Raw genomic sequence first — 22,906 nt, forward strand, 5'->3', positions numbered from 1 at the left:
TAAAATTGATTCTGATATTCGTAGAAAACTAAGTACATTCAATGATATTCGTATTCTAAGACTGCCATTGCAAATAGTTAGTTACGAAGTGGTAAAAGATGGAAAAATGCCGGGTTTCCCCGGCAGAATTGTTTTGGATCAGACTCTGTCGTTGATCTCTTTCTGGACGTCAGCGATGAAGTCGTCCAGCTTGACGGTTCCCTGGTCTCCGCCATCCCTTTTCCTGACGGTTACGACGGTACCATCCTGGACCTCAGTCTCTCCGAGGACCAGCATGTACGGGACCTTCTGCAGCTGAGCCTCACGGATCTTGTATCCGATCTTCTCACCCCTGTTGTCCAGCTTTGCCCTGATGCCGGCGGCCTTGAGCTTGTTGTAGACCTGCTCGGCATAATCGAAGGATTTCTCCGAAACGGACAGCACTCTGACCTGCACGGGTGCGAGCCAGGTGGGGAACTTTCCTCCGTAGTGCTCGATGAGGATTCCCATGAACCTGTCGATGGATCCGTAGATGACACGGTGGATCATGATCGGCCTGTGCTTCTCTCCGTCGGCACCGATGTAGTTGAGATCGAACCTCTGCGGGAGCTGGAAGTCCAGCTGGATGGTTCCGCACTGCCAGGTCCTTCCAAGAGAGTCCTCCACGTGGAAGTCGATCTTGGGTCCGTAGAATGCTCCGTCACCCTCGTGGATAGCATATTCTCTTCCGAGGGAATCCAGAGCCTGCTTGAGACCGTTGGTGGCCATCTCCCACTCCTCGTCGGTTCCCATGGAGTTCTCGGGCCTGGTGGAGAGTTCGATGTGGTAGTTGAAACCGAATTTGCTGTAGACCTCGTCGACGAGCCTGACGACTCCGGCGATCTCCTGGGGGATCTGCTCGGGGGTCATGAATATATGGGCATCGTCCTGGGTGAAGCACCTTACCCTGAACAGACCGTGCAGGGTTCCGGACCTCTCGTGCCTGTGGACGGTACCGAGCTCTCCCATCCTGAGGGGCAGCTCCTTGTACGAGTGGTTCTCGTTCTTGTAAACGAGGATGCATCCAGGACAGTTCATCGGCTTGATGCAGTGGATCTGGTCGTCGATGACGGTGGTGTACATGTTCTCCTTGTAGTGGTCCCAGTGACCGGACCTCAGCCAGAGCTGCTGGTCGAGGATCATGGGGGTGGAGATCTCATGGTAGTTTTCCCTGGTGTGGAGCTCCCTCCAGTATTCGATGAGGGTGTTCCTGAGAATCATTCCCTTCGGGAGGTAGAACGGGAATCCCTGTCCCTCCTCCATGATGGCGAAGAGTCCGAGTTCCTTTCCGAGCTTCCTGTGGTCCCTCTTCTTGGCCTCCTCGAGCATGGTGAGGTACTTCTCCAGGGATTCTTTGGATTCCCATGCGGTTCCGTAGATACGGGAGAGCATCTTGTTCTTTTCGTCCCCTCTCCAGTAGGCTCCCGCAATGGATGTGAGCTTGAACGCTTTGACCGCTTTGGTGTAAAGTGCGTGCGGTCCCGCACACAGGTCTACGAATTCTCCCTGCTTGTAGAAGCTGATCCTGGCATCCTGGGGCAGATCGACCACCAGCTGCACCTTGTAGATCTCTCCTTTCGATTTCAGATAGTCGATGGCCTCCTGTCTGGACATCGTGTAGGTCTCGAGCTTCAGGTTCTCCTTGACTATCTTCTTCATCTCTGCTTCGATCTTCTCAAGGTCCTCGGGAACGAAACCGCCTTCCTTGTCGAAATCGTAGTAGAATCCGTCTTCAATCGCTGGTCCGATGGCGAGCTTGGTCCCGGGGTAGATCCTCTGGACAGCCTGAGCCATCACGTGGGCAGCGGTGTGCCTGATGACCTTAAGCTCATCTTCGCACTCATTGACGCTGCCGTCGTTGTACAAAGCTTTCATGTTAATCACTTTCTTACCCGTCGACATACGTACGCCGGCTGGGATTGTTTTAGGTGAAGGGTGGGTATGCTTTCTCTATTTTATAGGTTGCTATCGGGAGAACGGTTTTTGTGACATTCCAAACAGTGTTATGTCGGGCATTATTAATGTCAGTAAAGAGTTGCATCATACATCCAACATAGGGGGTGTCTAGCTGAGGTCCATCTTGCGTTTCCTGACATTGAAACATTGGCTGCTGATAGCGGTCATGGCAGGATTCGTAGCATTGCAGGTGTGGATGGATCTGGAGATCCCCGGATATATGACGAAGATCACCGTCCTGCTCAACAACGGCAGCCCTCCGGAAGCTATTTTCGAAGAGGGGTTGGGCATGATCCTCTGCTCCATCGGCAGTGTGATCTGCTCGATAAGTGCTGGAGGGGTTGCCGCATATGTTGCATCCGAATATGCGAAGATTCTTCGCAAGGAGCAGTTCAAGAAAGTCCAGTCGTTTTCCCCTGAGGAGATGAGCAGGTTCAACATCTACAGTCTGATCACCCGTTCTACCAATGATGTGACCCAAGTTCAGAACGCCGTTGCGAGGACCTCTCAGCTCATCGTGAAGGTTCCCGTGATGGTCTACATAGCGCTCACGAAGGTGGCCACAGGCAGCTGGGAATGGACCGAGGTCACTGCAATAGGTATCGCTGCGATCATCATCGTCCAGTCCTTCATGCTGTTCTATGTGATCCCCAGATACAGGAAGGTACAGTGGTTCACCGATGACATGAACCGTACCGTCCGCGAGGGGATGTCCGGAGTAAGGGTCATCCGTGCATTCAATGCAGAGGAGTATCAGAACAAGAAGGCCGACGATGCCAATGACGCACTGACCGAGAACAACCTCTATGCCTCTCGTCTGCTGGCCTTCACACGTCCGTTCAACGGGGTGGTCCAGAACATCCTCACTGTCATGATCTATCTCTTGGGAGCCGGTATCATCATGGCTGCGGCGACCGAGGAGGATGCTCTCGCGGTGTTCTCCAACATGGTCGTGTTCTCATCGTACATCCTGTATGTGGTATCGTCCTTCATCCTGCTAGCCCATGTGGCCATGGGATTGCCCAGGGCACTGGTTTCAGCCCGCCGTATCAATGATGTCATCAGTACAGACATCACCGTCGTCAACGGGAGCAGGACACAATCGGAGGACACGGATGTATGCATCTCCTTCAGGAATGTCTCCTTCGCATACCCTGACAGTTCCGGGGATACGCTGACCGACATCTCATTCGACGTGAAGCGCGGAGAGACTGTGGCGGTAATCGGGCAGACAGGTTCTGGAAAGACATCATTGGTCAATCTGATTCCGCGTCTATTCGACACAACAGGAGGTTCGGTCTATGTGGATGGAGTCGATGTAAGGGAATACGATCTTGATGCATTGCGTTCCAAGATAGGTTATGCGACTCAGAAGCCGATGCTGTTCTCAGGTACAGCCGGATTCAATATAGGCTATGGATGCAAGGATGTCACCGATGAACAGATGATGGAGGCAGCACGTGCAGCGTGCATAGACAGCTATCTCGATTCCAATGAGGGGCTGGACACCGTCATAGAGCAATTGGGTGCGAATCTGTCAGGAGGACAGAAGCAGCGTATCTCCATCGCCCGTGCGGTGTGCAAGAAACCAGAGATCTACATCTTCGACGATACCTTCTCTGCTCTGGATTTCAAGACGGATCTGAAGGTGCGCAGCAATCTGAAGAGGATCACGGATAAGGCCACCACGGTCATCGTATCGCAGAGGATAAGCACCATCGCTGATGCCGACAGGATCATAGTGATCTCCGACGGAAGGATAGTCGGGTCCGGCAGGCATGATGAGCTGATGAGGGATTGCGACATCTACAAGGAGATGGCGAAGATCCAAGAGTTCGGAGAGGAGGGGCAATGAGCATGTCAGGCACCCCGGGTATGGGCTCATCCAAGAAGCCCGATAACTTCAAGGAAGCTTGGATCAACATATTCCATTACATCAAGCGCTACCGCTTGCTGTTCATATTGACGGCGGTATGTTCCGCTATAGCATCGGGTCTGGCGCTGTTCGGCCCATATCTCCTCAGCGAGATGACTGACCTAATCCATGATGGTCTGACATCCGAGATGGATATCGATGAGATCTGGAGGATCGGTTACATCCTCATAGGGATTTACGCGGTCAGCGGATTGCTGACGTTCTTCGAGAACTATATGATGGCGACCGTCTCGCAGAGATGCGCACAGATGCTCCGCAGGGACATATCGAGGAAGATGAACAGCATCCCGCTGTATTACTTCGACAGGTCCTCCAAAGGGGATGTGATGAGCCGTGTCACCAATGATGTGGATACTCTTGGGATGTCCCTCAATCAGTGCATAGGTTCTCTGGTCACGGCAATCACCACGCTCGTGATATCGTTCATCCTTATGGCGATACTCGACATCCCCCTGACCCTGCTGTCGGTGGTGATAGCGGTTGCCGGATTCATAATAATCAAATCCATCGCGAAGCGCACCCAGAAGTACTTCAGGTCCCAGCAGAAGAGCCTCGGTGCGATGAACGGTCTCGTCGAGGAGCAGTACACCGGGCACACAGTAGTTTCCATCTATGCAGGACAGAAGGAAGCTATGGAAAGGTTCGACAGGATCAATGAGGAATTGGGCCGTACGGCTTTCAGGTCTCAGTTCCTCGGAGGCATATCAAGTCACCTGAGCGGGCTCATAAGCAACATCGGATACGTTCTGATATGCGTGTCCGGTGCCATGCTCTATATGGACGGCATCATCTCGTTCGGGGTCATCGTCGCGTTCATGATCTATGTCAAGCTGTTCACCGGTGCCTTCAGTCAGATATCGGGAGCGATTGTGAGCATGCAATCCGTTGCAGCCGCAGCTGAACGCGTGTTCATATTCCTCGGATACGAAGAGATGTCCAAGGAGGAAGAGACGGTCGACATGGATCGCGCCAAGGGCGAAGTGGAATTCAGGGACGTCTGCTTCGGCTATTCTCCAGACAAGGAGATCATCCATGACCTATCCTTGAAGGTGGAACCCGGTCAGAAGATCGCCATAGTCGGGCAGACGGGTGCCGGTAAGACCACCATGATCAACCTGCTTATGAGGTTCTACGAAGTGGATTCCGGAGACATACTCATCGACGGCATCTCGGTGAGGGACCTCACCCGTCAGCAGGTACGCAACCTGTTCGGTATGGTGCTCCAGGAGACATGGATGTTCGAGGGCACGCTGAGAGAGAACATAGTCTTCAACAGGACCGACGTGAAGGACGAGGATCTCGACAGGGTATGTGAAGCGGTAGGGCTGCATCATTTCATATCGTCGCTGCCCAACGGATATGATACGAAGATAAGCGACAACGATTCGATGTCCGTCGGCCAGAGGCAGCAGATCGCTATCGCCAGAGCGATGATCGACAACCCATCCATGATAATCTTGGATGAGGCGACAAGCTCTGTGGATCCACTCACTGAAAGGTTGATCAAGCAGGCAACCGACCGCATGATGGTAGGCCGCACCTCGTTCATAATCGCCCATAGGCTTTCCACCATAATCGACGCGGACCTTATCCTGGTCATGAAGGACGGAAGCATAGTCCAGACAGGAACCCATGAAGAGCTAGTGGCCAGTGAAGGTACATACAGGGAATTATACTACAGTCAGTTCGATATCGAGGACGAATGATTCGTCTATCACGAAACGACCGGACATATGTTTATTTTACTGTTCAACTATAACGGATTCATGGACCCTTTCACGATATCCTGTATACTCCTCGTCGTAGGTGCATTATTCCTCATCTACGAGGCATTCGCACCCGGAGGATTTCTGGTAATCCCTGGCATCGTCCTGCTAGTACTGGGGGCAATTGGACTCTTTTGGCCCGACGTCCTCATGAGCATATGGGCACCGATAATCGCATTGATAGTCGCAGTACCTGTGACGATACTGACGCTCAAATTCTATCAGCATCTGGCGAAACCGGAGCCGCCGACAACTACTGTCGCGGAATCATTGGTCGGTAGGAGCGGAACGGTCGTCGTTCCTACTGAATCCGGGAATATGAAAGGCAAGGTCAAGATCGGCGGAGATCTGTGGTCCGCCACCTCCGACGAACCCCTCGAAGAGGGCGCAGAGGTAACAGTCGAGAGCAGTGAGGGCGTTCACGTCCATGTCCGCAGGAAATGAGGTGAAACGAATGGATGAAATCATCATAATCCTGACGGCCGTCGTCATAGTGGCGGTCGTCCTGGTCGCAGTCAGCGGTATCAAGATCGTCAAGCCGTACGAGCAGGCGATCTATATGAGGCTGGGAAAGTTCGTCAGGGTCCTGAACCAGGGACTCAACGTTGTGTTCCCCCTCATCAATGAAGTCGTGAAGATGGACCTCCGTACCGAGGTGCTCGACGTTCCCAAGCAGGAGGTCATCACAAAGGACAACTCTCCTGTGGATGTCGATGCGGTCATCTACATCAAGGTAACCGATCCGAAGAATGCCTTCTTCGAGGTCACCAACTACAGGTTCGCCACCGTGAACCTCGCTCAGACCACGCTCAGATCCATCATAGGGGACATGGAGCTGGATGAGATCCTTTCCTCCAGAGAGAAGATCAACGTCAGTCTGAGGGACATCCTCGACGAGAACACCGACAAGTGGGGTGTGAAGATCGAGGCCGTAGAGATCAGGGAGGTCAACCCTGCAAGGAAGGTCAAGGACTCGATGGAGGAGCAGACCTCGGCGGAGAGGAAGAGGCGTGCCGCCATCCTGGAGGCTGACGGTCAGAAGAGGGCTGCAATCCTCGAGGCAGAGGGAAAGAAGAGGTCCCGTATCCTGGAAGCAGAAGGTCTGAGGCAGTCGATGATCCTCGAAGCGGAAGGTAAGAGACTCGCCACCATCCTGGAAGGACAGGGAGAGGCACAGAAGCTGAGGATAATGGCCGTCGGTGCCGCATCCATGGATTCCAAGGCAATGTCCGTTCTTTCCATGCAGACCCTGCAGAAGGTCGGTGAGGGAGAATCATCCAAGATATTCTTCCCGCTGGAGGTCACCAAGCTGATCGAAGGCGTGTCTGAATACATGGGAACCGCCAAGAACGTTCCCGACAGGGAAGTGTCCGACGTGGACTCCATCCGTAAGGCCGTCGGCGATCCCGATGACATCCTCGGACCGATCCCGACCATCGAGGAGATCAACGAGGAGACATCCAAGGCCGCCAGGGTAAAGGAAGAGATCGACGACGACATAATTCCGGACGAGAAGATCTGAAACAACAGGGGGCATAGCCCCCTTCTTTCATTCTGCAGTTTTTGTGCATAATTGTTTTTATATCGTTCCAATAATCCACGGCACATGATTCAGTGTCCGCGCGGTACAAGGGATTTCCTCCCTGATGAGATGGAGAAACGCAGGTTCTATGAGAACAGGCTCAGACATACCGCACAGACATTCGGTTTCAGGGAGATCGAGACCCCTATCTTCGAGGATGCGGAACTCTTCATCCTCAGGTCCGGACCCAATGTCCTCAAGGAGCTCTACGCTTTCAAGGACAAAGGGGACAGGGACATCGCGCTCCGTCCGGAGATGACGGCGCCTGCCATCAGGATGTTCGTCAACGGTATGAGCAACGATCCCAAACCGATCAAGATATTCTATTTCGGACAGTGCTTCAGATACGAGAGGCCTCAGAGCGGAAGGTACAGAGAGTTCTTCCAGTTCGGAGCGGAGCTGATAGGTTCCGCAACTCCCGAGACCGATGCGGAGGTCATCTGCATGGCAGCGTCCATGATCAAGGAGCTCGGTCTGAAGGATTACAAGATTCACATCGGACATATCGGAGTACTCAGGCAGGCCATTGCAGATGCCGGAGTCCCTAAAGAGAGGACAGCGGAAGTCCTTCAGAAACTCGACAAGAAGCTATACGACGAGGCACGCCCTCTCTTGGAGGACATGGGTGTAAAGGCCGATGTCATCGATGCAATCTTCACTCTCACCGAGACCGTTGGGGGAACAGAGGTTCTCACAAAGGTCCCCGGAGAGGCAGGCGATTATCTCAGGCAGGTGACCGCCTACATGCACGCCATGGGTGTGGATAACTTCGATATCGATCTCGGAGTCGTGCGTGGCCTTGATTACTATACAGGAATGGTCTTCGAGGCAGAGGCGCCCGCTCTAGGAGCGGAGAAGCAGATCTGCGGCGGAGGTTCGTACACCCTGTCGGAGCTGTTCGGAGGGGAGAAGGTGTTCTCCACCGGATTCGCGATAGGATTCGACAGGATCCTGCTTGCCATCGAAAAGGAGGGACAGGTCTACGAGCCCAAGGGGATCGATGCATATGTCGTACCCGTATCCGATGATGTCAGGCTGAAGTCTGCTGAAATCGTTGCCTCTCTCCGCGCTGCAGGCGTCGCTTCAGACATCGACATCATGGGGCGCAAGATGGCAAAGGCCATGAAGTATGCTTCTGCAATCAGGGCGAAGTACGCGGTGATAGTCGGAGCCAAGGAGCTTGAGGAGGATTCTGTCACTCTCAGGGATATGACTTCCGGTGAACAGAAGTTAGTGAAGATCAAAGAGTTGGTCGATTCCATCCGGTGAAATAATTTAAGAATTCCGTAACATTCACCTGTGAAAAGGTAATAATACGTTCGTAAAGATTCCAATACCATGACAATGGCCGATCGTGTCGTATCTAGCACCGATGGCGATGATAAGGATAAGGTAATAGATTTTTGGGATCGTTATTCGAAACCGTTCAGTGATTACACCCGTGAAACCCTACAATATAATGATTGGGTTGGAAAGAAGATATCTCTTCTTTTCCCAGACATTAACAACCTCAGGGTCGCCGATATCGGTACAGGTGCCGGATTCATGGCGATATCGTTGGCACAATTGGGTCACGATGTTGTTGCCACAGATGTCAGTGAGAAGATGCTCGAGGAAGCAAGAAAGAATGCCGATGAATATGGTGTGAATATCGATTTTAGGCTTGATGACATAGAGCATACCAAATTGGAAAAGGAACACTTCGACATCGTGATACTCAGAGATGTGATCTTCAACATTAAGCACATCAGGGGAGCGTCATTTGAAGTCATAGGGCTGATCCGTCCAGGAGGGTACTTGTTCGTGGCAGATGGGAACTATTTTCTCCATTGTCATGATGAGGATTATCTTCACAGACATGATTATTATTACGTTCGTGACAGGAAGAGCGAGTATCAAAAGATGACAGAAATGTCCGATTCATCTTATAGGGAATTGGAGGATACTGTCAAATCGTTCGAGGTCAATACTGTATGTCGGCCGTATGCAGATCTGCTTCTCTTAACTAGGTTTGGATTGGAGAACATAACCATCACTTGTAATGATCCGGACGAGTATCAGAGGCTGACCGAGTATGGTTGGGTAAAGGTCCCGTTTAGGTATACGCTTGTAGGTCAGAAACCATATGATGATAGTCAATCTGGTTTTATTAACGGTCATTTCATTGAAAACATTTTCAAAGAAAAGGAAATGGTTGTAGAGAATCTCTCCAAGGTGTTCGATGCGTTATCCAACCCTGACAGGGTGAAAATTCTCAGTGTTCTTATCGAGGGTCCGGCAAATGTCGGAAAAATCTCTAAAGCGGTCAAACTTTCCGAGAAGATGACCTCATATCATCTGACTCTGATGAAGGATATTGGCATCGTAAATAGTGAGAAAAATGGGAGGGAAGTCATATACTCCCACACAGACATGCCAGCAGTTCTGACTCTATTTAAAATCGCCTTCGAGATTTCATCGCATCATTGATTGTCCAAATATTTTTGGGATGTTATGTTGTCGAACTGTCTGTTTTAAATATGGTTCGTTAAAATCATCGTTTGGATTATTCATCCAACGGTGATATAATGGAAAATCAGAAAACAGTGCTCATCGTGGCAATCGTGGCGATAGTAGCCATCGTCGCTGTGGGCGCATTCATCTTAATGAATAACAATGGGAACGGAGGAGGGGATGTTGACCCGGACGATTACCTTACACCTAACTCTGGTAATGCAAAGGTGACTTCAATAGACACAAAACTTCTCGTATTCGGAAATGCGAACAACGACGTCTATCTCAACAAGGAAGATGTGACTTTTATTCAGAACATTGTTGACGGAAAGACTAAATGGGATAAAAAGGCCAACCCTCTCGCCGACACTAACGCTGATGGCGAGATCACAGACAAGGATGTAGGTCTTCTCAAAGAGTTCCTCGACAACAATAAGGCTCCCATGTTCTATCTCAACTCGCTTCTTGAGACCAAGAAGATTCAGTTCCCGCTTACAGGAAATATCGTTATTTCACAGTACATCGATGCCGATATGCTGAAAATCTGTGGAAAATACGATCTGATTACTGCTAGTACTGATGATTCAATTACACCTAATGAGGATGTTTATCCTGGTTCGTCCAAGTGGAAGAATGTCGGCGGATATCCGTACGATTACGAGAGGGTAGTAGCCTCTGGTGTAAGTATTACCCTTGGGCAGGATTACAATTATGATGAGACTTTCGACAGACTCGTAGAGAATGGATACTCCTCTTACAGGCTCGACACTGTTAAGCTGTATGAGGGAAGGTACATGAACAACATCGATGCTGTCAATTGTACCGTCACACTAGGAGCTCTCTTCGGAAGCTTCAATGTATCTACCTACAAAGAATACCTAAATTATGTTGCCAACATTAACGAAATCGTTGAGAAGGCAACCTCGGGTATTACTACCTCCAAGAGCTATTCTTTGGTCCTTTCCCACGCTACTACTTCGCCTGCTGACATGGGAATAGACAACAGGTCTTCTGGACTGAAAAACTACTCTGATGTTGACATGGCAGAAAGCCTGAAGATGACCCCCTCCTATCCAGTCGGAGCTGAGGGATACATAAGAGGATTGACCATTGAGGACATTCTCAAGTACAATCCTGACGTAATCTTCATCGAGGAATCCAACGGTTCCCAGACATACGATGATTTCCATGCAAAGGTTAACGAGATCGCTGGATGGTTCAAGTCATCCGGATACAAAGGTACCATTATTGGTATACATTGGAGTGTCTGCGGAAGCTCTGCTTTCGTAGCCGCACTGCCCCTTTTGGCAGTTTATACATACGGGACCAGCGTTTACAGCGAAGATTCTGCATGGCAGGATTTGGCGACCTATTATAACAGCTTCCTCGGAGGAGATTACACCGTAGATGAATTGAAGCATTCGATCTACGGGCCTTTCAAAGTTCAGTAATCACTTGGATAAACCTTTTCCCCCTCTTCATGAGGGGGTCTATAAACGGATGTGTGCAAATGAAATTCATCGATGATATAAGCGAGGATCCGCTGATAGCCAGGCCTCTGGTCAATGTGGTCAGGAAGTGGTCCTCAAACGAAGAAGAAGATGAACCGGGATTCAAGAAGCAGATGATGGATTATCATCGTACCCTTAAAAGACGCTTAGTTTTCATCCTTCTTTGTGTCGCGATCATGGTGATAGCTGCGGGATATGCGGTCGCATACGGTCCTTTGGATATAAGCTTCATAGACACATACATTACGATTTGGAACCACATAATAGGGAATATTACGGATACCGGGATGGATTACATAATCATAACTGTCAGATCTCCAAGAATAGTTGCCGGAATAATCGGAGGCATAGGTCTGGCAGTATGTGGTGTCGTCATGCAGAGCGTTCTTAGGAACCCCTTGGCAGATCCGTATACGACGGGAGTCTCCTCGGGAGCAGGATTCGGAGCGACCTTGGCTATAACCGCTGGTTTTTCAGTTGTCAGCAAGACGCCGACCATTATTCTGGCATTCCTGTTCTCCATGTTGCCGACACTAGCCATCATCCTAATGTCGAGGCACAAATCCTCTTCGTCACCAACGGTTATGATCATGTTCGGTATCGGACTAATGTACATATTCAACGCATTTACCACAGTGATGATGTTGTGGTCTAACCCAGATGACCTTGCAGCAGTCTATCAGTGGCAGGTTGGAAGCCTTGCAAAGGTCACGTGGGATGACATTCCATATATGCTTGCTCTGGTAATACCTGGAACACTTTTGGTCCAATTCATGGCAGGCAAACTCAACGTATTGGCCACAGGGGACGATAATGCAAAGGCATTAGGGCTTAACCCGCATCGCACTAGGATTCTCTTATTGGCACTCACCGGCCTGATATCGGCGGCAGTCGTTAGTTTTACCGGAATTATAGGTTTCGTCGGTCTAGTGACCCCACACATTGTTAGGATATTCATAGGTGCGGACAACAGGTACCTTATCCCCGCATCAGCACTTTTCGGTGGCATGTTGATGGTAGTGGCAGATCTGCTTGGAAGATGCGTGATCCCGGATGCCACGCTCCCTGTAGGGGTGGTCATGGCGTTCGTCGGAGGCCCAACCTTCATATGGCTGCTGATGAGGAAAGGAAACAAGGCATGGTGATATCATGGGATTCAAAGATTGGAAACTGGAGCTCAAGAATGCCTTCAAAGAGGATGAGGACATACAGTCCGAACTCGCTGAGATTGTTATGAAGAATGTTTCTTTTGGATACGAGCCAGAGAATCCTGTCATAACAGATATTAATTTGACACTGAATGAGCCTGGGCTGTACTGTATCGTCGGCCCTAACGGGGTGGGGAAATCCACTTTGATCAAGTGCATGTGCAAAATTCAGGATCTTACTGAAGGCGATGTTACGATAAATGGGCGCAGCATTAGGGCTATGAGTCACAAGGACGTCTCCAAGTACATCGGATATGTGCCGGTATCAACAGGTGACGTATTCTCTATGTCTGTTCTCGAGACCATACTGGTCGGGTGCCAAAGCAAGAATTCAGATGAATCAAAGATGAAGGCTGTGTACAAGAGCATGAGCCTACTGAACATCAACGATCTCGCTTCGAAGAATTTCGGCGAATTATCCGCTGGGCAGCACCAGAAGGTTGCCATAGCTAGAGGCATCGTACAGAAGCCTAAGATATTGATCTTGGATGAACCCACGGCGAATCTGGATGTCAAATATCAGGTGTATGTGACGGAATTGTTACGTGCACTGGCAGAGCATGAGAAGATGATGGTGTTGATGATCAGTCACGATCTAAACATGTCCGCGAAGTACGCACATAAGGTCATAATGATGTCTAGGCCCGGAGTCATCTATAAGATAGGAGATCCCGAGGAGGTCTTGACTAAAGAGAACATCGAAGCGGTATACGGAGTGTACTGTAAGATTCTGCATGATGATGAATTCGGTGTACCCATAGTGGTTCTTGGACAATCCATGATGGATGAGGAAGGGAATCTTGTGGGCGAAAACAGTAAAAATGCAATGGAGGAATTGGAAAATGGTAGGGAAAGAAGCAGGGAAATCAACGCTAAAGTTCTGGGGCGAATCGGCCAGAGGATACAAAGAGGGCGTGAAGAAAGAGCTCGAGAGCAAGAACATAAGTGATAAGTGGATCAAGAAGATTCTCGAGAATGCTCCCGATAAGGATAAGCTCAGAATTCTCGATATCGGTTGTGGCCCTGGATTCTTCACTATCAACTTCAGCAAACTCGGGCATGATGTTACGGGAATCGACATCAGCCGCGAGATGGTGATGGTAGCAAAGGAGAATGCCGAAGAACAGGGTTTGACATGTGACTTCAAGGTAATGAACGCTAATACATTGGAATTCCCTGACAACACATTCGATCTGATCATCAACAGAGTCGTCACATGGACGCTGCCCGATCTCTACGAGTGCTACCGTGAATGGAGGAGGGTATTGGCTCCAAACGGTCGTCTCATCGTCTTCGATGCCAACCATTACGCCAACATTTTCGACGAGGAAAGGGCAAAGAAGATGAGACTGATGATGCGTCAGCACATTCTGGATGGAAAGGAACCCTTCACTGATCATTTCGATTTCCACGTCAGGTGGAATTACTGGGGGGACTGCCCTATGATTGGAACTCCCAGGCCCAAATGGGACAGGAACATGCTCTACAAGCTATGCTTCGTGAACATCTACACCGAGGAGAATCTCTTCGGGGATATGGAAGGGAGCGGGACAGCAGAGCCTATGTTCATGATCAGAGCGGAGAAGCCCAGTCAGGAAGAGGAAAACGAATTCATAGTCAATGAGTATTGGAACGCTATCGCTGGTTGCGTGAGCGCCAGAGCGGTGCAGATGCTCTCAAACGGTCTTGCGGAGAAGTATGCGGACGCCATCGCTTCCAAGATTCCCGCAGGTTCCAAAGTCCTGGACCTGGGAACGGGATCAGGTGTTGTGGCCATCTCTCTCGCGAAGAAAGGATTCAAGGTCACAGGAGTGGATCGTGCGTTCGCTATGATCGATTTGGCGAAGCTCACGGCGCAGGAGCAGAAGGTCGATGTAGAGTTTATCGAGGCCGATGCTGAATGCACCGGACTCGACGAAGGTTCGTTCGATGCAGTGATTCTCAGGAATGTCGTATGGAACTCATTCCACCCCGAGAACATACTGAATGAGGCCGAGCGTCTTCTCAAGAAAGGAGGCACATTGATCATTACCGATGGTAACTGGCAAGCGGATGTTGGTGATTGGGAGAATGCGAATCCCAAGTCCGATGTGTTCCCTAACTGCAAGAAGCGTGACCTAGGGCTCGGAGCTTATGACGTCATCAACGTCTACTATAACAGGCTCCCCTTGAATCTCGAGAGAAGACCTTCCTGGGATGACAAGAAGCTGAAGGCCGACGGCATGACTGTCGAGGTCTGCGAGAAATTCGATGATCCCATGATCACAGAGGATCTCAAGCCGATACTCAAGAGCGGATTCATAGTAGTGGCTAAGAAATGAACTATCCAGCCGTCCGAGTCATCGGACGGCTTACCCTTTTCGAAGGGATCTGATGGTAGAGGAAACAGAGAACATTAGCATAATGGGTACCAACCCCGCGAAAGCCATCAGGACAATGTCCATTCCCCTGATGTTCGCTTTCTTGCTAGCCAGCGTTCAATTGTATATAGATTCGTTCTGGTGCGCAGGTCTGGGCCCCGATCCGAACTCCGCCATAACGCTGGCTGGGCCTATATATTGGATAATCCTGGATGTGGGAGCGGGTCTGGGTGTTGGTGCATCTACGGCAATATCCCGTGCACTGGGTGCTAAGAACTATGCCCGTGTGAACAGTTTGGCATCCCAGATCATCGTCCTGATGGTTCTGGTCTCTATCGTGCTGTCATTTATCCTGTTCCTTGTATCCGAACCGCTGATCTCATTCATGAGCGGAGGGAAGAATGTTGACCTCAGTATGGAGTATCTGATTCCATATCTCGTCTGCAGCCCGTTCCTGATGTTGAACGGAATCATCTTAGGAATGCTGAGGGCCGAAGGGGAGGCCAGACGCTCGTCAGCTCTTTCCATATTCGCATCCTTAATCAATATTATCATGGATCCTATCCTGATCTATGTTCTCGATCTTGGTCTCTTCGGTGCTGCTTGGGCTACATGTCTGTCATTCATCGTTACCACAGTGATTGGGCTGTGGTGGTATCTTCGCGGCAGACTGTTCATCAAACCTTCATTCAGGAACTTCCATTTCATAAAGGAGCAGATTTGGGATATCTGCAGGGTCGGAATACCTCATTCCTTGGAGCTTGCGGTCATACCCATGCTGATGATGCCCCAGAACTCTCTGGTCGTCGCTGTGGGAGGGACGGATGGAATGATTACCTACAGTCTCCCATACCGTTACATCTCCATTGCAATGGTGCCGGCACAGGCCATAGCAGCCGCCATGATTCCCGTCGCATCTTACTCTATAGGAAGAGGGGACAGGGAGAATGTCATGTTCAGTTTCAAATACTCCGCCAAGCTGATAGCACTTATCAGTATCCTTCTGACGATAGTCCTTATGATATTCGCGGATCCGTTCGCTTGGGCGTTCACATACACTGACGATATGGCGCAGTTCAGGGATGAGATAGCGATGGTGATCAGGATCTATGCTCTGGTCCTGATCACGATAACCGGAATACACCTGTGCTCATCGATACTGCAGACTCTATGCTATTCTCAGCTCGCTACTGTTACGATGTTCATCAGGGAGATAATATTCCTGGTCTTGTTCTACATCTCGACTTTCTTCGATATGACTGCAATCTACTGGTCACTCGACATAGCAGAGACGGCAGGCGCATTGCTGATGGTTGCATGCGTACTATATGCATTGAAAAAGACCATACCTAAGTCAGGAATAGTTATGGAAAGATTCAACTCTGTTTGATCTCAAGTTTTCTTGAATACAGAGATGAAACTGCTTCCGACTATCTCGCGGATGCTCCTGTCGATCTGCATGTCATCGAAAGTGCTGCTTTCCACCAATACCATCCCAAGGCCTTGGCATTTGGAAATCTCCCATTCGGGACGGCATTTGATCGTGAGCGGTAGACTGCGGAATACGGGATCGATGACATCCGTTCCGCCGAAACCAGTCTCCCCAGATCTGATGCGGACCCCGTCATCGTTGAGTGTAGGACGTTTGGTAGACAGTTTGGAAATCCAGTCAGAATCGATAATGGCTAGGACACCGTCTTTATTCAGGACTCTGAATGCCTCTTTCAACACCTTTTCGGGTTCATCGAACGCCCACAGGCTGTTACGGATGACAATAGAATCGAAATGATTGTCATCGAACGGAATCTCACAGGCATCCGCCATGATAAACTTAGCGTTCGATGCGACCTCCGATGCACATCTTTTGGCTTCCTTAATCATTTCTTTGGATGAATCGATGCCTATCGCTTCAAATCCTTTAGAATCTGCTGCTATTGTCAGGAATCCGGCTCCGCAGGCCAGATCCAGAAGTTTGCCTTTACGGATGAGTATCTCCAGATTGGCGAAATACTCTTTCCCTCTGCCATTTTTACACAGCCTGTGACATTTGCCGCTGTCAAACGGGGCTACACCATTCCAGTATTCATCTATGAGCATTTTTCTCTCATCATCTTTCGATGGTTTCTCCGCACATATCAAGAACAGAGGAGCCGCATCTTCTGGATTCGGCATCCTGTCCAATTCTGTTCCGATCAGGCAGCCGGTGCAAGTGACGATGTTGCGATATCTCAGCTTGATCAACATGTTGCGGTCCCATTGCGGACGAGGCATCCCCAGCATCGGGCGTGATTCCATGTATGAATTGCGGAACATGAAGCCAGTGTTTACAGAACCGGAATCCACTCCTGCGATTTTCATTTCACGAATGAGCTCCCTGAACACCCTGTCATGTTCTGGATCGAAGAAATTCCAGTTAAAGTTGGAATCAAAGACAAGTACGCGCCCGCCTGGCGAGAGCACTCTTCTCCATTCCTTGTAGCAATCCATCATGTTTGGAATCGTCCAGGTCACATTACGATTGATAATGAGGTCGAATGAATTGGAATCGAATAACAGGTTGTCGGCGTTCATTGGATGGAAATCGCATTTGATCCCGAAGTCATGCGCATTCTTTTCGGCCTGTTTCAGCATTCCTATGCTCAGGTCGATACCGGTGACGTCATGGCCATCCATTGCCAAAGAGATGGCGAAAAAACCAGGGCCAGTTCCGATGTCAAGAACTCTAAGTTTCTCTTTTTTGGGGGCATATCTGTAGATAAGTTCCATCCATAGGTCTTTATCCTTAGATTTGAGCTGTTCCCTGACCAATTCGCTGTACTCTTCTGCAGCAGAGTCCCATGCCTCCATGGTTGTGGATTCCTCGTCCATTCGATAGCCTCATTTCATACTTTCCAGATGATTATTAAAAGGCTGAGCACGAGGCGGAAAACAATCTAAAAAAGATTGGATAGTTCCTCAATATCTAGGGCCATCAGTAGATGGATCGGATCACCCTAACGCTCAATGTCTATCCATTTCCTCATTCAAAAGGAAATCAGCACGGGGTATGAGCTCTTCAGATCTGCGTACATTGCGGAACCTCACCTTAGGGATCATCGAGGACAGATTCTTAGCATCGTCATAGAGTGCCTTCATGTCAGGATTCTTGACCTTGTATTCTCCGTTCATCTGTCTGATGACCAGTTGGGAATCCATGACGAACTCTGCTTCGGTACCTTTCAGGTCCAGGATCTTTGCGATACCGGCTATGAGCCCTCTGTACTCGGCATAATTGTTAGTGTGGATCCCGAGATACTCTGCATGCTCGTGTACGACCTCGCCGTCCTCCACGACAACGATCGCGTATGCGGACTTCCCCGGATTCCCTCTGGAGCCTCCGTCGGAGTATACAGTGAACATCAGTACACCAGTTCCCTTGAGACCCTGTTCTTCTCATCGACAAGAATGACGTTTGCCTTGATGGGCCGGTCGGTGAGTTCGAATCCCATGATGATGACCCTGTCTCCTTCTTTGCAGAGGTGTGCTGCAGCGCCGTTTATGGCGATGATGCCCGAATCACGTTTGCCCGGAAGGATGTATGTCTCGAAGCGGTTCCCGTTGTTCACATCAGCGATGAGGACCTTCTCTCCGTTCCACATTCCCGCTTTCTCGAGGAGAGCCTCATCTATGGTGATGCTTCCCTCGTAATCGAGGCGGGTTTCGGTGACGGTGGCCCTATGGATCTTGCTGCGGAGCAACCAACGCATATTTCTCGATACATCCGCATCGTTTATCATAGTGTCGGTGGTATGGTCAGTAACACTTTGACAATATAGATTATTAATTTATATACTGAGAAAATGCGGCAACGGCCATCCGAAAATAATGGACAAAGGCACCGCCCGGAAAGAGAACCTTAACGGCATCGGATGTCAGAAGAACACAATTCTTAGTCGAAAGAAAAAAGATGAGCGCCCTGGACGGAATTTGAATCCGTGTCGAAGCCTCGACAGGGCTTCATGATAGGCCGCTACACTACCAGGGCAACAATCCAGAGTATAATGGATTCATATTTAACCGTTTGGGGAGCATGATAGAACCACATCCATGGGGCTAGCAGGGAGACTGCTGGGAAGTGGTCTTTTATCCTCATCAGTAGATGCAGATTTCATGCCATTAGGGGATCCTCACGGAGCGAATTTCGAATACACGGTGGAAGGTCTGCCGGAATCGGTCCATGTATGCACAGTCCCCGTCAGGGATGTTTCCAGGGCGTTGGGATTTTACAAGGACATTCTGCACATGGAGGTCCTATCAGAGGATGACAGGGAAGCGTATCTCATCAGACGGGACTGCAGGATCATCCTCAAAAGGTCAGATGCTGTGGGCGTCGATACAGGACTCTATTTCGGTGTGGATTCTCCGTATAACACGCGCAGGCGTTTGATCGACGAGGGAGTGATCTTCGCACAGGAGCCCAAGCGCGGACCGTTCGGCACATTCTGTTCGATTCGCGATGATGACGGGAACGTCATCCATCTGATAGAGAGGAATGCGGATTTTAAAAAGGAATGAGGGGTCTCCCCCTCGATTTCAGTTTCAGTCCCCGAGGTTGGCCTTGGCGATGGCCTCATCCAGTTCCTTCTGGAGTTCTGGGGGCAGTCCGTTGATGGAACCGCCGGAGAGGAATCCCTTGACGATCATGCTGACCGCCTCATCCTCGCTGAGTCCTCTGGACATCAGGTACTCGATCTGATCCCTTGCGACCTTACCGACAGCCGCCTCATGTGTCATCTCGACATCTGCGATATGGGCTTCCAGCTCGGGGATGGCAAGAGTCGTTCCTCCATCCTTCAGGATGATGCTCCTGCATTCGAGGTGTCCCTTGGATTCTGGTGCGTTACCGACCATGCGTCCTCTGGCGCACATCTTTCCGCCCATCGAGATGGACCTGCTCATGATCTCGGCCCTGGATTTCCTTCCGTTGAGGTTGACCATTCCGCCCGTGTCTATGTCCGAGCTCTCGTGAGCTATGCACATCGTGTTGTATGTGGCCGAGGAGTTGTCTCCGAGTGTCGCCACAGGGAAGCTCTGGAGAGTTCCGACAGGGTTCAGGATGACGTAGTTGTTGGTGTAATGGCTGTTCTTACCTACGATACAGTTGGTCCTGGGGCGGACTCCCGTCTGCTTCCCCCAGCTGTGGATCATGCTGAATGTCAGGCTGGAGTTGTCTCCGATGTAGATCTCGGATACGCCGACATGCAGGGCATCGTTTGCATGGTGGGCGGTTGAGCATCCCGTGATCATCTCCAGTGATGCATCGTCCTCGACGATGATGATGTTGTGGAGATTCTGAATGGACTTGTTCTTGTTCAGAAGCATGCAGGTCTGGAGAGGATACTTGATGTGGTATCCGGATTTCACCCTGACGAAGTAACCGTCCCCGTCCTCGAGGTAGGTCTTCGCGGTGTACTTGTCCTTGGTGGGGTCCATAGCCTTCCAGTAATAGTCCTTCAGACCATCGTATTTCTTCACGGCCTCTGCTGTGCTCATGAGCTCCAGACCCTCCTGCACCTTGGGGGAGCAGTGGCTGGGCTTGTTGTCGATGAACATCAGCGTACCGGAGCGGTCCATCTCGTCTGCGACGATTCCGACGTTCTCCATGTATCTTTTGTAGTCGGAGCTCTCAAGGTCGTCGACTTTGATCTGGTCGTCCGCTCTCTCCTCGTAGTGTTCGAGGTCGATGTCCTTTCCGTAGGCGGCCTGCTTCTTGAGTGCCTCTTTGACGGTATCGCTGTTCGGCATCTCTTCACTCTCCGTAGCCGTGTTCCCTGATCTCTTTCAGGAGTTCCATCGGGTCGCCCACACGGTCGACGACTCCGTTCTTCATCACATAACCGTACTTCGCACCGATGTAATCCATGATTTGACCGGTGTGAGTGATGACCAATGACGACACATGCCTTCCGGTACTGTCCCTTCCCTCTTCCAGGATGTCGTGGACCTTCCTTCCGATCAGGTCGATGCTCTCTAGATCGACTCCGGATTCAGGTTCGTCCAAAAGGAGCAACTCGGGGCTCTGCGCTGTGAGCTGCAGGAGCTCGGACCTCTTGATCTCTCCGCCGGAGAAACCGACGTTGATCTCCCTGTCCATGAACTTCTCCATCCTGAACCTGTCGGCCTCGGCGATCGCCTTATCCGCATCGTTGGCTGTGGCGCGCAAGAGATCCCCGAGTTTGACTCCGTAGATGTTCGGAGGCCTCTGCATCATCATGCCGATTCCCATTTTGGCACGCTCGTCGACAGGCATATCTGTGATGTTCTTGCCCTTGAACAGGATCTCTCCCTGCGTGACCTTGATGGTGCTGTAACCCATGATGCTGGCCAGAAGAGTGGATTTACCACTGCCGTTGGGTCCGAAGAGTATACTGGTCTCGCCCTCCTTCACAGTGAGGTTGACTCCTTTGAGGATCTCCCTTCCGCCTGCTTCTACATGGAGGTCGACGATGTTCAGCATGTCAGTCATTTGTTCACCTTGAATGCTTTCCTCGAATGAGTGGACATATATATTGCGTGCGCCCGACGACCGCGCATATTTCGAAGAATCGGGGGTGCTTTGCTCCTTCTCAAGCACTATATTGCTATTTTGGGGTACCGGCCAACAATTATGTAGTCACCGTCCGATGCGGAGCGCATGAAAGTCATCGCCATCAACGGCAGTCCCCGCCCGATTGGGAACACGAGCAACATCCTGCACGACGTACAGGACCTCTTCGAGAGGGAAGGCATCGAGATGGAGATGATCTGCGTCTACGACTACCATTTCATGAACTGCAACGTCTGTCTGACCTGCGAGATTCGCGGGGACGGAAGATGTCAGGACGAGGACGACGGGCTGAATGACATCCTCGACAAGCTCAGGGAGGCGGATGCGGTATTGATCGCTTCGCCGACCTATTCCAATGCATGTCCTAGTGTTCTTCAGACGTTCCTCGAAAGGGCCTCCCTGGTCTACGAAAAAGGAGATCTGGGTCTTAACGGCAAAGTAGGCGGGGCGATAGCCGTTTGCGGTCACGACGGAGGTTCGATCGTCTATAACCAATTGGTCGATTTCCTGCTCCGCAACGGCATGTCGGTGTGCGGGTCAAATCCCCTGCCGATTGTACATGCATTGAATTCTCCTCAATACGAGGATGACAAACAAGGGATGAAAGGGGTGCATGCCCTGGTGAGGAACATGACCTCCCTCATCCTGAAGCTGAACGGCTACTGATCAGAAGAAATACCAGCCGCAACCTTCCGCTATGGATATCTTGGCGACGGCTTCCATCCTGTCCACGGGTCCGCCGTAGCGGTTTACGTAGACTTTTCCTTCCTTCGGAAGGGCATCCCTCAGGATAGCGACTTCTTTCAGAAGAGCCTCCGCGTCAGCGGGTGTGAACTTCTTCTGAGCCTTGGCGCTCTGGGGTGCGGATGCTGTGATCGGACAGTTGTATTTGGCAGCGATCTCCGGGAGTTTGCTGGTGTCGGGTCCGAATGCGCCTATGCATCCACGGCCCTTATCCCACGACAGAGGGCATTTAGCGCAGAGTTCGTTCATCTCATCGAACTCGAGCTGATCCCAGCCGGTTATGACATCGTCCTTGTCGCATGCCTTCAGGACCTCATCCTTCCTTCCGTCCGAGAGCCCTTCCATGGGGATCCATCCGGTGCATACCTTCTGGGCCAGCGGTTTGAGCAGTTTGATGTCCTCCTCTTTCTTGACCTTGGTCATATAGACGGCATCGGTCTCCTCATTGATCCTGTTTCTTTTGATGAAGGCTTCCCAGTCGCCAACGGCCTTCTTGGCCTTATCCAATTCGACGATCTCCTCATATTCTGCGATGTCTTCGAATCCCTTATCGCTCTTGACATGAGCTCTGATTATTGTTGACCTCAAATCCCTGCAAGAAGCGTTCTTGGCTTCCATTTCACATATCCCGATGTTTATCCCCATCAGTTAGCCTCCAAAGATGTGGTATAGGTTTCTATGATAAAGAGTGTTCCTATTCTCAGTCGGAATTCTTACGTATTATCGCTGTTAATTCGAGTGTTTTA

At 50.5% G+C, this 22,906-nt stretch carries 20 protein-coding genes and 1 tRNA gene; 13 read left to right on the forward strand and 8 right to left on the reverse strand.

From position 1 onward, the window contains the following. Positions 1-138 precede the first annotated feature (138 nt). On the reverse strand, positions 139-1,893 hold the full coding sequence (gene thrS / locus E7Z62_02140; GenBank protein MBE6521917.1) for a threonine--tRNA ligase: 1,755 nt from the start codon (positions 1,891-1,893) through the stop codon (positions 139-141). 247 nt (positions 1,894-2,140) lie between these two features. Between thrS and E7Z62_02145 the strand changes: the two genes are divergently transcribed. The 11 genes from E7Z62_02145 to E7Z62_02195 all read left to right on the forward strand — a co-directional run bounded on the left by E7Z62_02145 (position 2,141) and on the right by E7Z62_02195 (position 16,220). After that, a complete protein-coding gene (locus E7Z62_02145; protein ID MBE6521918.1) occupies positions 2,141-3,829 on the forward strand; it encodes an ABC transporter ATP-binding protein in 1,689 nt (562 codons plus the stop codon). Then, positions 3,826-5,616 carry an ABC transporter ATP-binding protein gene (locus E7Z62_02150; protein ID MBE6521919.1) on the forward strand — a complete coding sequence of 597 codons (1,791 nt, stop codon included), beginning with the start codon at positions 3,826-3,828 and terminating at the stop codon, positions 5,614-5,616. Before E7Z62_02145 ends, E7Z62_02150 begins: the two co-directional genes overlap by 4 nt. A gap of 60 nt (positions 5,617-5,676) precedes the next feature. Further along, positions 5,677-6,120 carry an NfeD family protein gene (locus tag E7Z62_02155; protein MBE6521920.1) on the forward strand — a complete coding sequence of 148 codons (444 nt, stop codon included), beginning with the start codon at positions 5,677-5,679 and terminating at the stop codon, positions 6,118-6,120. 10 nt (positions 6,121-6,130) lie between these two features. Next, a complete protein-coding gene (locus E7Z62_02160) occupies positions 6,131-7,198 on the forward strand; it encodes an SPFH/Band 7/PHB domain protein (protein MBE6521921.1) in 1,068 nt (355 codons plus the stop codon). Between the two features lie 84 nt (positions 7,199-7,282). After that, positions 7,283-8,527, forward strand: a complete 1,245-nt coding sequence (locus E7Z62_02165) for a histidine--tRNA ligase (GenBank protein MBE6521922.1) — start codon at positions 7,283-7,285, stop codon at positions 8,525-8,527. A gap of 69 nt (positions 8,528-8,596) precedes the next feature. Beyond that, positions 8,597-9,727: a metalloregulator ArsR/SmtB family transcription factor gene (locus tag E7Z62_02170; protein ID MBE6521923.1), complete on the forward strand. Its 1,131-nt coding sequence runs from the start codon at positions 8,597-8,599 to the stop codon at positions 9,725-9,727. Between the two features lie 98 nt (positions 9,728-9,825). Beyond that, positions 9,826-11,202: a hypothetical protein gene (locus E7Z62_02175; GenBank protein MBE6521924.1), complete on the forward strand. Its 1,377-nt coding sequence runs from the start codon at positions 9,826-9,828 to the stop codon at positions 11,200-11,202. A gap of 173 nt (positions 11,203-11,375) precedes the next feature. Further along, entirely contained in the window at positions 11,376-12,407 is a 1,032-nt protein-coding gene (locus E7Z62_02180) for an iron ABC transporter permease (GenBank protein MBE6521925.1), read from the forward strand. 4 nt (positions 12,408-12,411) lie between these two features. Further along, positions 12,412-13,419 carry an ABC transporter ATP-binding protein gene (locus E7Z62_02185; protein MBE6521926.1) on the forward strand — a complete coding sequence of 336 codons (1,008 nt, stop codon included), beginning with the start codon at positions 12,412-12,414 and terminating at the stop codon, positions 13,417-13,419. Then, positions 13,256-14,791, forward strand: coding sequence for a class I SAM-dependent methyltransferase (locus E7Z62_02190; protein MBE6521927.1), 1,536 nt, complete (start codon positions 13,256-13,258; stop codon positions 14,789-14,791). The genes E7Z62_02185 and E7Z62_02190 overlap by 164 nt, the downstream gene beginning before the upstream one ends. 52 nt (positions 14,792-14,843) lie before the next feature. Then, positions 14,844-16,220, forward strand: coding sequence for an MATE family efflux transporter (locus E7Z62_02195; protein MBE6521928.1), 1,377 nt, complete (start codon positions 14,844-14,846; stop codon positions 16,218-16,220). A 2-nt stretch (positions 16,221-16,222) separates the two neighbouring features. On the opposite strand, the gene E7Z62_02200 is transcribed toward E7Z62_02195, so the two are convergent. The 4 genes from E7Z62_02200 to E7Z62_02215 form a co-directional block, all read right to left on the reverse strand. Further along, entirely contained in the window at positions 16,223-17,698 is a 1,476-nt protein-coding gene (locus E7Z62_02200) for a methyltransferase domain-containing protein (protein MBE6521929.1), read from the reverse strand. A gap of 132 nt (positions 17,699-17,830) precedes the next feature. Next, complete coding sequence (locus E7Z62_02205) at positions 17,831-18,229, reverse strand: ribonuclease HI family protein (GenBank protein ID MBE6521930.1); 399 nt, start codon at positions 18,227-18,229, stop codon at positions 17,831-17,833. Next, positions 18,229-18,567, reverse strand: a complete 339-nt coding sequence (locus tag E7Z62_02210) for an aspartate 1-decarboxylase (GenBank protein ID MBE6521931.1) — start codon at positions 18,565-18,567, stop codon at positions 18,229-18,231. Before E7Z62_02210 ends, E7Z62_02205 begins: the two co-directional genes overlap by 1 nt. A 214-nt stretch (positions 18,568-18,781) precedes the next feature. Beyond that, a tRNA-Asp gene (locus E7Z62_02215) sits at positions 18,782-18,854 on the reverse strand. 125 nt (positions 18,855-18,979) lie between these two features. Here E7Z62_02215 and E7Z62_02220 point away from each other — a divergent pair. Further along, the gene (locus E7Z62_02220; protein ID MBE6521932.1) at positions 18,980-19,384 is read left to right on the forward strand and encodes a glyoxalase; all 405 of its coding nucleotides are present in this window, start codon (positions 18,980-18,982) and stop codon (positions 19,382-19,384) included. A 24-nt stretch (positions 19,385-19,408) separates the two neighbouring features. Here the strand turns inward: E7Z62_02220 and E7Z62_02225 are convergent, their stop codons facing one another. After that, positions 19,409-20,614, reverse strand: coding sequence for a SufD family Fe-S cluster assembly protein (locus E7Z62_02225; protein MBE6521933.1), 1,206 nt, complete (start codon positions 20,612-20,614; stop codon positions 19,409-19,411). A gap of 4 nt (positions 20,615-20,618) precedes the next feature. Next, positions 20,619-21,326, reverse strand: coding sequence for an ABC transporter ATP-binding protein (locus tag E7Z62_02230; protein MBE6521934.1), 708 nt, complete (start codon positions 21,324-21,326; stop codon positions 20,619-20,621). 177 nt (positions 21,327-21,503) lie between these two features. On the opposite strand from E7Z62_02230, the gene E7Z62_02235 reads away from it, so the two are divergent. Beyond that, positions 21,504-22,082 (forward strand): flavodoxin family protein, encoded by a 579-nt coding sequence (locus E7Z62_02235; GenBank protein ID MBE6521935.1) that lies wholly within the window; start codon positions 21,504-21,506, stop codon positions 22,080-22,082. On the opposite strand, the gene E7Z62_02240 is transcribed toward E7Z62_02235, so the two are convergent. Continuing rightward, on the reverse strand, positions 22,083-22,805 hold the full coding sequence (locus tag E7Z62_02240; protein MBE6521936.1) for a hypothetical protein: 723 nt from the start codon (positions 22,803-22,805) through the stop codon (positions 22,083-22,085). Between the last annotated feature and the right edge of the window lie 101 nt (positions 22,806-22,906).

The organism is Thermoplasmata archaeon (assembly GCA_015063285.1).
Classification (GTDB): Archaea; Thermoplasmatota; Thermoplasmata; order Methanomassiliicoccales; family Methanomethylophilaceae; genus Methanoprimaticola.